Source organism: Methanobrevibacter sp. (assembly GCF_045636185.1).
Taxonomy (GTDB): Archaea; Methanobacteriota; Methanobacteria; order Methanobacteriales; family Methanobacteriaceae; genus Methanocatella.
Genome location: NZ_JAZTXC010000023.1, coordinates 1 through 9,988, shown reverse-complemented (window position 1 = coordinate 9,988; position 9,988 = coordinate 1). Strand labels below are relative to the sequence as shown.

Here is a 9,988-nt window from a genome sequence, read left to right as displayed (position 1 = left end):
TGACCACGGAAAATCCACTTTAGTTGGACACTTATTATTAAAAGCTGGTGCAATCGCTGAACAACAATTAGATGACGGAGAAAACAAATTCAGATTTGTTATGGACAAATTAGGAGAAGAAAGAGAAAGAGGAGTAACTATCGATTTAGCTCACCAAAAATTCTCCACCAAAAAATACGATTACACTGTAGTAGACTGCCCAGGACACAGAGACTTCGTTAAAAACATGATCACTGGTGCTTCCCAAGCAGACGCAGGTGTATTAGTTGTTGCAGCTGACGACGGTGTAATGCCACAAACCAAAGAACACGTGTTCTTATCAAAAACTTTAGGTATCAACCAATTAATCGTAGCTATTAACAAAATTGATTTAGTAGATTACAGTGAAGACAAATACAACGAATTAAAAGAAGAAGTATCAAACTTAATTAAAACCGTAGGTTTCAACCCTGCAGAAGTACCTTTCATTCCATTATCTGCATTTGAAGGTGACAACATTAACGAAGCATCTCCTAACACTCCATGGTACAAAGGAGACGACTTAATCAGTGCATTAGACAAATTAACTCCACCTGAAAAACCTACTGACTTACCTTTAAGAATTCCTATTCAAGACGTTTACTCCATTACTGGTGTAGGTACCGTACCTGTAGGAAGAGTTGAAACCGGTGTAATGAAAAAAGGTGAAAACGTTATCTTCCAACCTGCTGGAGCTTCCGGAGAAGTTAAATCTATCGAAATGCACCACGAAGTATTCGACATTGCTGAACCTGGTGACAACATCGGATTTAACGTAAGAGGTGTCGGTAAAAACGATATCAGAAGAGGAGACGTAGCTGGACACACTGATGCTGCTCCTACCGTTGCAAGAGAATTCAAAGCACAAATTGTTGTTTTACAACACCCTGGTGTAATCACCGTTGGATACACCCCTGTATTCCACTGTCACACTTCCCAAGTAGCATGTACTTTCTTAGAATTAATGCAAAAATTAAACCCTGCTACTGGTGCTGTTGACGAAGAAAACCCTGATTTCTTAAAAACTGGTAATGCAGCTATTGTTAAAATCAAACCTACTAAACCAATGTGTCTCGAAAACGCAAAAGAAATCCCACAAATGGGTAGATTTGCTATCAGAGATATGGGTCAAACTGTTGCAGCTGGTTTATGTATTGAAATTACTGAAAAACAATAAGTGTGAAAGGTTGTGTTTAAGTTTTTAACTTAACACTTTCTTTTCTTTTTTTGTATTTTGGGGGCTTATAATGAATCAAGCAAGAATTAAACTCACAGGAACTGATCCTGAAAAATTAGCATATGTCTGTGATCAACTCAAAAATATTGCTGAAAGAACTGGAGTTGATTTATCAGGTCCTATTCCATTACCTACTAAAAAATTAGTAGTACCTACAAGAAAATCACCAGATGGTGAAGGTAAAGCTTCTTGGGAAAAATGGGAACTTAGGATTCACAAACGTTTAGTCGGTATCGGAGCTGACGAACGTGCAATGAGACAAGTAATGAAAGTCAATGTTCCTGACAATGTAAGTATTGAAATTGAACTTAAAGGATAAATATTTAGATTTCTCTAAATATTTCCTTGTTATATTCTAAAGCCGAGGTAGTCTAGTCTGGTAAGGCGCGGGACTTGAAATCCCGTGGAGTTTTCTCCTCCTGAGTTCAAATCTCAGTCTCGGCGCTTTTACTTTTTTTTTTAAAATTAATTAATTTTTACCAAATATTTTTTCTAATTTTCTATCAAATTCTTCTAAATTAGAAACAATGTCTTTTTTATTCAATTCTTTGATGATTGGTCGTTTAATCATTATCAGAGATATATCTTTTTGATTTGCCGCTTCTATTTTTTCAACAACTCCTCCGATTTCACCGCTTTCCTTTGTTATCATGACACTTGCATCATACTCTTCAATTAAATCCATGTTTTCTTTCAAGCTGGCGGCACCTTTCATGGCAATGATATGGTCGTTTTCAATTCCAAGTTTCTCACATTTTTCAAGGGATTTCTGAACTTTTAAAATGCGCGGATAAAATCTGTCCTTTGAAACATTTTTCAATACCTCTTCCATGGTGTTTGCGCCGGCAAAGTGAAGTACGTTGCCTTCAGGTATCTGTTCAGCTATTATCTCTCCTGCATTTTCAAAGGATTTTGCATAAATGATATGGCTTGTATCAATATCACTGAAATCAAGTGGTGGTCTTTCAAAGCGGACATATGCAATACTGCATATTTTGGAAACGCTTACGCTTGTCTGGGTAATGTGTTCTGCAAATGGATGTGTTGCATCAATAAGCAAATCAAAGTCGGAATTATTGATGATTCCAATAATTTCATCTTTTAAAAGAGGTCTTGAAATCGTATCGTCACTGCCTGCTTCAAGCGCTAGCTTTGATCCATATTCTGTCGTTGTGGTTGTCAGAATATGTGTATTATAATTGTTTTTCAAGTGTTTGATTAGTTCTGTGGAGTCTTTTGTTCCTCCCAACAGAATTATGTTTATCCTTTTCATTTTATCATTTTATTCATTATTTTTTCAACGATTATTATTGTAGAGGCAATAATTACAATCATAATCCAGTCAGCAAGCCCGATGGCTGTCGTTTTAAATATGATTTGTAGCTGTGGAACATAAACAATTAATATTTGCAGTATTAATGAGATTATTATTCCCAGGAATAGGTACCTGCTGGATTCCTCAGAGTTTGATTTGCAGTTATATGCGTTAAAAAGTTGATAAACTACAAATAGGGTAAATGTAACGGTCATCGCTTTAGTCTGTGATGCAATGCCTGTTTGGTAAAAGAATATAGCTATTGTACCCAATGCCATTACCAGACCGGAGACCAGTATTCTTGTGATTGCTTTTTTATTTAGAATATCGCCGGTTTCAGGTTTTCTTTTCATGATATTTTTTTCAGCACCTTCCATTCCCAGCGTTTGTGCCGGAGGTCCGTCCATTACTATATTAATCCACAGTAGCTGAACTGGAGTAAACGGCACAGGTAAATTCAATAGGCTTGTACCTATTATTGTTAAAATCGCACCTACATTTGTTGATACTTGGAATTTGACAAATCTTTTGATATTGTCATAGATTTTTCTTCCTTCCTCTATTGCTCTGACTATTGTTGCGAAATTATTGTCCTGAATAATCATGTCAGCCGCTTCCTGTGCAACTTCGGTACCACTTCCCATTGCTACACCAATGGATGCTTTTTTAAGTGCGGGAGCATCGTTCACCCCATCACCGGTCATTGAAACGATGTTTCCTTTACTTTTCAATGTTTCAACTATTCTCATTTTTTGTGTTGGCTTTACTCTCGCATAAACTTCAATGTCCTCTACAATTTCCAGATATTCTTTATCGCTAAGCTCTTCAAGTTCGCTGCCGGTAATTACTCTTCCTGTTGTTAATATATTAAGTTCGCTGGCTATTGCCTTGGCAGTTATTTCATAATCTCCCGTAATCATTATTACTTTTATTCCGGCATTCTGACAGTCTTTGACTGCTTTTTCAGCACCTTCCTTAGGTGGATCAATCATTCCAACAAGGCCTGTAAATATCAGATTTTCCTCATCCTCTTCTTCATCTTTTGTTTTGTATGCAAACCCAATTATTCTCAGGGCCTTACTTGCCATTTCACCTGTCTTTTTCAATACATTTTCCTTGATTTCTGGGGTAATTATTTCAATACTTTCATTGTTATCTATGTATTTACATTTGTCTAAAATGATTTCTGGCGCACCTTTTGACAATATGATATTATCTTCTCCACTGGATGTATATTCACAACTCATCATTTTACGATTGCTGTCAAGTGGGATTTCATTAACTCTTTTGTAATCGGAATAATCATCTCCATTATCTTTAAAATACTTTAAAATAGCTCCATCTGTAGGATCACCTATTATTTCATCATTGGTCAGTACTGCATTATTGCATAAAACTCCTATTAATGAAGTTTTGCTTTCATTAAAAAAGTATCCTTCCCGTACTGTCATTTTGTTTTCAGTTAATGTACCTGTTTTATCACTGCAAATGACTGTACATGATCCCAATGTTTCTACAGAAAGTAATCTTTTAACGATAGCATTTGACTTGGCCATTTGCTGCATACCCAATGCCAATGTTAATGTTAATACTGCAGGCAGTCCTTCAGGCACTGCGGCAACGGCAAGAGAAACTGCAGTCATAAATGTTTCCACAATAGGAATACCTTTTGTCAATTCCAAAATAAAAACAAAAACACATACTATGATAGATATTAAAGACAATACTTTTCCGAGTTTTGATACTTTGGTTTGAAGTGGTGTTTCTTCGCTTTCTTCCTGAACCATTTCCGCAATTTCACCGATTGCAGTTTTCATTCCAATCTTTGTTACCACTCCTTCCGCATTTCCGGAAATTATATTTGAGTCCATATAGACTTCATCATTAATGCATTTAGATGCAGGTTCTGATTCACCAGTTAAAAATGATTCATCCACTTTTAAGTTGTTGGATTCAATTAATATTAGGTCTGCCGGTATCTTATCCCCCTCTTCCAAAAGGACGATATCTCCAATTGTCAGGTATTTGGATTCGATTTTCTGTATTTTGGAGTTTCTTCTGACTACTGCCTTTTGTGTAGTAAAGCTTTTCAGCATTTCAACAGCTTTTTGCGAACGGTATTCCTGGATAAATCCCAGAATTGCATTCAATATTATTGCAAGTAATATGACTACAGAATCAATTATGTCCCCAACAAAAAATGCTGCGATTGAGGCTACAAATAAAAGGCCATTCAGCACATCAATAAACTGCTCTACAAATAGTTTAATCGGGCTTTTAGGCTTTTTTTCTATAAGTTCATTTAGTCCGTATGTGTCTTGCCTTTTTTGAACTTCACTTTCAGTTAATCCATCGGCAGAAGTTTGTAGTTTGGTTAAGATATCACTCATTTACACACCTAATATATAAAAACTTGCTTTTTTGTAATTTTTTAATTTCAGTTTGACTCTTCTTGAATTTATGTCTTCGTTAAATAAAGGTTTTATGATTAATTTCGTATTTGTTTTCAATGCCAAGTCAATTATGTATGGCTGCAATTCACTTGGGGGTCTAATTGAATAAATAATGTCTAAATTTTCGTATAATTTCAGATTAGGATTTGTAATATCATCTTTGATTACATCAGAATCACCGGGAGAAATGTCTGTTTTTATTATGTCGACATTTTCCTGAATATTCAGATAATCATAAACTTGCGTGAACTTGCCTATAGCTACTTCACATATTTTAGTTGGATTTTTATCGCATTGTAATAAGATATATTCTGCAAAATCTTGCCACATTTAATCTAAACCTAACTTTTTAATTAACTTTTAATTTCATTTTTCACATGTGTCTCTTAGATATAATTAATTTTCTAAATACAAATGCTGAGTGAATTTTAATTTTTAAAAACGCTAAATTGAAATCTATTGATAAAAACACATTTAAAAAATCTTTTAATAACTCAATAAGTATATAGGAATATTTACCTTAAATCTATTTTCTTTTTTTTACTATTTATTATTATATTTTTTTTAGAAAAATGGCTTTGTAGTAATCCTCATTTTCATCTAATAAAACTTCCAATCACCGATTAAACTTTGGAGATAAGATATTTGGTAAGTATCATTGATTTCAACACAGATATCTGATTTCATCATTCAACATCGTTCGATTCCAATCTTTTTAAGGCCATCTTTTCATATTTGCTATCCTTTTTACCATAATTGACATAAGAATTCATGGATAGCCCATTTTTTGGATTAACTTTCACTAAAACCTCTATATAATTAGGATCCAATAATTCAATTAAATCATTAATAATTGTGTTTGTGATATCTTCATTAAAAATCGTTACGGTTGCAAATGAATAGAAATATGGTCTTACAGATGTTGCTTCAAGGCAGTATTTGTCTGGAATATATTTAATGTGAATTTCCCCAAGGTCTTCTACACCTTTAAGTGGACAAAGGTATTTAAATTTAGTGTAACTAATTTTTATGAAATAATCCGTTCCTAAAGCACTGTTTTCGAATGTATTCAATAATTCGAGACGGCAATCAAATTCGTGGATATTATCATCATTTGAATTTTTTAAAATCTTATCTTTCATACATTCGCCTCACTATTTGATTTAAACTTTAAAGATTATAACCTTTATTTTTATTTTGCCAATTGATTTTTAGTTTTTCGTCAAAAATTTTTTAGTATAATTTAAAATTGAATCATAAAATCAAATTATTTCAAGAAATCTAAAATAAGGAAAAGTAGAATTTTTTAAAAATTTTTTTCACAAATCAAATAGGATTTCTGTAAAGCCAGAAAAATGTAAATAGTAATTTTTATTATATAGTTAATTTGGATGATAATTCGTGAGTTTAGACCGGGGGATTTAAAAAGGGTTTTTGAAATTGAAAACATGTCTTTTGACCAGTCATATGGAATTAATACATTTAAAGGTTTATATGATATGGGTGTAGGTTTTTTAGTGGCTGAAGATGAAGGATATGTTGTCGGCTATATTATTTTTTGGATAAAATATGAAAATCAGGGCCATATCATTTCTCTTGCTGTAGACAAGAACTATAGGCGACAGAAAGCGGGAACCCGTTTGCTGTCAAAAGCCATTCAGGTTTTAATGATGTTTGATATAGCCAACATTTATCTGGAAGTCAATGAAAATAATTGCGGTGCATATAATTTTTATAAGAAATTTAATTTTAAGGTTGATAGGATTGTTCCGAACTATTATGATAGTGGTGATGGGGCTATAGTAATGTATCTGCCGATTATAACTTCATATTAGTTAAGTTAGTAAAGTTCATTTGGCTATACTGCATCAATGTTTCTTCGCTTATTGCTCCAGTCAAAATCAATATCAGTATTAACACCAAATAGAATATGAATATTGCGAGCTGAATGCGTCCGTGTCTTTTTGCAACAGGATCTTTTCTGCTTATGAGATATATGGCAATGATAAGGCCTAAAAGGCCACCTAAAATAGAGAAAAGGTATCCCAATACTATTAATATTTTTGTTCCTGTTGAAGTTGGAGGTATATCCTCTTCTCCTTTTGAAATTCTCTTTTGGATAATAATTGGGCCTATTGCAGTTTCTGAATTTTCAAATTGCTGTTTGAAAATTAAAGGACTACCGCATTTAACACAAAAGTCTGCTTCTTCAGGATTTTCAAAGCCACACAATGGACAGAGATATTGGTTTTTTTCAACTTTTGAAAACTCATGTCCACATTTTATACAAAATCCATACTGATCATCGCTTACTGAGTGGCATTGAGGGCATCTTCTTTCAACCATATTATCACTTATTTAAATTTTGTAATCAATTTAATTTAAAAGTATTTATTTACAAATATACTATTAATATTTAATTATTGTGTGAGGATATAATGCTTGAAAAAATAGAAATTACTCAAAGATTCAATTTTAAAAAATTAAACAAGCATTATGAATGCTTTATAATTGATTTATCAAGAGGTTATGCATATTTCAATATTAATGAGATGATTTATCCTGATCAGTTCTTTGAAACCAGCTATTCTTCATGGACTCCAATTTTAAATGATTTAAAAACTCGTGTTTCCAGCAAAATCCATAATCTGGATGAAAAATCAATCAACAGGTTCAGAGGGGATTTTGACCGATTGAAATTATTTGAGAATTTCGAGTCTGAAAGCTATTCTTATTTTGAAAAACTGGAAAATACCTACTCATGCAATATTAACTTATATTTCAATGATAATTATCAAGAATATTGTATTAAAAATGATTTTCCAAAAGAATGGTTAACTTTTGCTAAGATGCTATTTGACTTATTCAATTTTGATGTTTTAAATATTGCCAATCTTGAAAAGATTGTAACCAATCTGTTTTTCAATATTGAACGTGACGGCATTTATGATAAAAAAGGCAATAAGTTAAAACTGACTTCACTCGAATTTGGTCATTATGAAGTTTTTCCATATGATACTCCACATCCCAGTGTTATAGTTGATGTTGAAGGCAATGAAATTGCAGGCTATTTTGAAAAGGAAAATGCTGATTTGGATATTCTTTTTAATCTTTTGGAGAAATATGGCGTTTATGAATGGATTTTTGAAAGTTATCATAATAAATCTAAAAATCATGATTCTACTGTTTTGGATGGTTATGACTGGTATTTGGAACTTATTTTTAATGATTTAATTGTCTGGAATATTTTAGGCCATAACGAGTATCCTGATACTTATCTCTGTCTGGCTCGGGAAGTAAAAGAAATAACTGATTTGGATTTGCTTGAAATCGAAACAATTCCTGATGAAGAAAAGGAATTATTTAATTATTATGGAAAAATGAAATTATCTTAAAAAACAGCCCTTTTTTCATTAATTATTTATATTTGTAATAATATAATTTTATATATTATATTAATTTTATTATAGGGGATTATTATGTCAGATGTCTCATCAAAAGAATTATATGAATTTAAAAAAACTTTAAAAGAATTATCACAAAAAAGAGGGAGAGGTACAGAACTTGTTTCAGTTTATATTCCTCCAGATAAGCAATTAAGTGATGTTGGTAAACATATGCGGGATGAACTTGGACAAAGTGCTAACATTAAGAGCAAGCAAACCAAGAAAAATGTTCAATCAGCTATTGAGGTTATTTTGCAGAGTATTCGTTTATATAAACAACCTCCTGAACACGGTTTGGTTTTATTCGTTGGAATGATTCCTAAAGGTGGTCCGGGTACAGAAAAAATGGAAAAGTATATTTTAGAGCCTCCTGAACCTATTGTAACTTACTGGTATAAATGTAATAATGAGTTTTTCTTAGAGCCTCTTGAATACATGATTGAAGAAAGGGATACTTATGGTCTGGCAGTAGTTGACAGAAAAGAAGCTACCATTGCAACTTTGAAAGGTAAAAAAATTAATATTGTTGGCCATTTAACCAGTGGTGTTCCAGGTAAGCATAAGGCTGGGGGACAATCACAAAGAAGGTTTGACCGTGTTATTGAAGATGAAGCTCGTGAATTTTTAAAACGTATTGCAAAACGTATCAACGATGAATTCTTACCTCTAAAAGATGATTTAAAAGCTGTTGTTATTGGTGGGCCAGGGTTTACCAAAAATGACCTTGTTGATGCAGATTATATTCAATATGAGATTAAAGACAAGATTATTGCTACTGTAGATACTTCTTACACTGGTGAATTTGGTATTCGTGAAGTTATTAATAAGTCAACTGATCTTTTAAATGAATTGGATGTTATACACGAAAAAGAAGTTATTCAAAAGTTTTTAGGTGAACTTAGAAAAGATGACGGTCTATACTCCTATGGTGAGGAGGAAGTCAGAAACAATCTCATCATCGGTGCTGTGGATACTTTACTTTTGTCTGAGGAATTGTCATCAATGCGTAAAACTTTTAAATGTGGCAGCTGCGGTTATGAAACTGGAATAACTGTAAAAACCCAATCAGAAGCAGATTCACTTGAAGAACGTTGTCCTGAATGTAATGAACTTCTTAAAGAAGAATCCTCTGAACTTTTAGTTGATGACTTTGTTGAATTGGCTGAAGAAATGAATACCAGTGTTGAATTTATTTCTACCGAAACTGAAGAAGGAATGCAGCTTTACCGTGCATTTGGTGGTATCGGTGCAATCTTAAGATATTATGTAGGACATTAGGATTATTTTTTAATCCTTCCTTTTCTATTTTTTATAGTTTTTTTTTCTTTGAATTTTAATGATTTTTTTTGGCCGGACATGTTTCTGCCAGTTTGTTAAATAAATTTGGAAATAATGCTTTTTTATAATTTATTTAATTTTTTTTGTAATTTGTGAATAGTATATAAAATTCATCTATTAATTAATATATTTTTTCAAATAAATATTAATTAAATTTGATTTCTTTTTAAAAAAAAAGAAA

The 9,988-nt window shown here is 32.4% G+C and carries 10 protein-coding genes and 1 tRNA gene; 6 read left to right on the top strand and 5 right to left on the bottom strand.

What is annotated here, in order from left to right; translation table 11 throughout:
* From tuf to ACKI3Q_RS01895, 3 genes are all read left to right on the top strand, one after another.
* Nucleotides 1–1,195: translation elongation factor EF-1 subunit alpha (gene tuf / locus ACKI3Q_RS01905; RefSeq protein ID WP_407413739.1), on the top strand; the 1,195-nt coding region annotated here is incomplete at its 5' end.
* 70 nt (nucleotides 1,196–1,265) lie between these two features.
* Complete coding sequence (rpsJ, locus tag ACKI3Q_RS01900) at nucleotides 1,266–1,574, top strand: 30S ribosomal protein S10 (RefSeq protein ID WP_058739846.1); 309 nt, start codon at nucleotides 1,266–1,268, stop codon at nucleotides 1,572–1,574.
* Between the two features lie 41 nt (nucleotides 1,575–1,615).
* Nucleotides 1,616–1,699, top strand: a tRNA-Ser gene (locus tag ACKI3Q_RS01895).
* 25 nt (nucleotides 1,700–1,724) lie between these two features.
* Here the strand turns inward: ACKI3Q_RS01895 and cobK are convergent.
* The 4 genes from cobK to queF all read right to left on the bottom strand — a co-directional run bounded on the left by cobK (nucleotide 1,725) and on the right by queF (nucleotide 6,165).
* Nucleotides 1,725–2,528, bottom strand: coding sequence for a precorrin-6A reductase (gene cobK / locus ACKI3Q_RS01890; RefSeq protein ID WP_407413737.1), 804 nt, complete (start codon nucleotides 2,526–2,528; stop codon nucleotides 1,725–1,727).
* Nucleotides 2,525–4,960, bottom strand: coding sequence for a calcium-translocating P-type ATPase, PMCA-type (locus ACKI3Q_RS01885; protein WP_407413735.1), 2,436 nt, complete (start codon nucleotides 4,958–4,960; stop codon nucleotides 2,525–2,527). Before ACKI3Q_RS01885 ends, cobK begins: the two co-directional genes overlap by 4 nt.
* Nucleotides 4,961–5,353 (bottom strand): UPF0146 family protein, encoded by a 393-nt coding sequence (locus ACKI3Q_RS01880; protein ID WP_407413733.1) that lies wholly within the window; start codon nucleotides 5,351–5,353, stop codon nucleotides 4,961–4,963.
* Between the two features lie 356 nt (nucleotides 5,354–5,709).
* Nucleotides 5,710–6,165, bottom strand: coding sequence for a preQ(1) synthase (gene queF, locus ACKI3Q_RS01875; RefSeq protein WP_407413731.1), 456 nt, complete (start codon nucleotides 6,163–6,165; stop codon nucleotides 5,710–5,712).
* A 249-nt stretch (nucleotides 6,166–6,414) separates the two neighbouring features.
* Between queF and rimI the strand changes: the two genes are divergently transcribed.
* Complete coding sequence (rimI, locus tag ACKI3Q_RS01870) at nucleotides 6,415–6,858, top strand: ribosomal protein S18-alanine N-acetyltransferase (RefSeq protein ID WP_407413729.1); 444 nt, start codon at nucleotides 6,415–6,417, stop codon at nucleotides 6,856–6,858.
* Here rimI and ACKI3Q_RS01865 read toward each other — a convergent pair.
* Complete coding sequence (locus ACKI3Q_RS01865; RefSeq protein ID WP_407413727.1) at nucleotides 6,842–7,369, bottom strand: zinc ribbon domain-containing protein; 528 nt, start codon at nucleotides 7,367–7,369, stop codon at nucleotides 6,842–6,844. The two genes, rimI and ACKI3Q_RS01865, sit on opposite strands and share 17 nt — an antisense overlap.
* Before the next feature lie 92 nt (nucleotides 7,370–7,461).
* On the opposite strand from ACKI3Q_RS01865, the gene ACKI3Q_RS01860 reads away from it, so the two are divergent.
* Both ACKI3Q_RS01860 and prf1 read left to right on the top strand, forming a co-directional pair.
* Complete coding sequence (locus ACKI3Q_RS01860; RefSeq protein ID WP_407413725.1) at nucleotides 7,462–8,418, top strand: hypothetical protein; 957 nt, start codon at nucleotides 7,462–7,464, stop codon at nucleotides 8,416–8,418.
* 84 nt (nucleotides 8,419–8,502) lie between these two features.
* Nucleotides 8,503–9,747 (top strand): peptide chain release factor aRF-1, encoded by a 1,245-nt coding sequence (gene prf1 / locus ACKI3Q_RS01855; RefSeq protein ID WP_407413723.1) that lies wholly within the window; start codon nucleotides 8,503–8,505, stop codon nucleotides 9,745–9,747.
* The last annotated feature ends 241 nt before the right edge of the window (nucleotides 9,748–9,988 follow it).